The sequence below is a fragment of the Streptomyces alkaliphilus genome, assembly GCF_014141535.1.
Taxonomy (GTDB): domain Bacteria; phylum Actinomycetota; class Actinomycetes; order Streptomycetales; family Streptomycetaceae; genus Streptomyces; species Streptomyces alkaliphilus.
The window spans coordinates 1-429 of sequence record NZ_VKHT01001755.1 but is presented as its reverse complement, the minus strand read 5'-3'; the positions used below and the strand labels follow the sequence as shown (position 1 = coordinate 429).

General features: G+C 76.9%; 1 pseudogene. It reads left to right on the top strand.

The window, feature by feature from the left end:
• Positions 1-7 precede the first annotated feature (7 nt).
• A pseudogene (locus FNQ90_RS26625) lies at positions 8-429 on the top strand (hypothetical protein); the annotation flags it as partial.

Genomic DNA, 429 nt, shown 5'->3' with positions numbered 1-429 from the left:
CGGAGCTGTGTATAAGAGACAGCGGCTGGAGTGGGCGACCGCCCGCCCGCTGACCCGGCTGGAGGAGACGGGAACCCTCCCCGGCCCCGCGGGGCCGCTCACCGTCCTGGCGGCCGATCCGGGGATTCCCGTCCGGCTCGCCACGGCGGAGGGCACCTCGCTGGAGGGCCCCGCCCGCGCCGTGCCCCGGGCGGCGGACACCGGCCCCGGGACCCGGGTGCACGTGGTGGAGGAGCCGGGGCCGGAGGCGCTGTTCACCGTGCGGGGTCCGGACGGCACCACCGCCCGCCTGCTCGTGCTGGACGCGGACAACGCCGCGCGTCTGTACCCGATCCGATGGGCGGGGGAGGAGCGTCTGATCCTGGCCGCCGGGCCGGTGGTGGTGGACCGTGACCCGGCGGGGGAGGCGGAGGTGCTGCGGTTGTATCC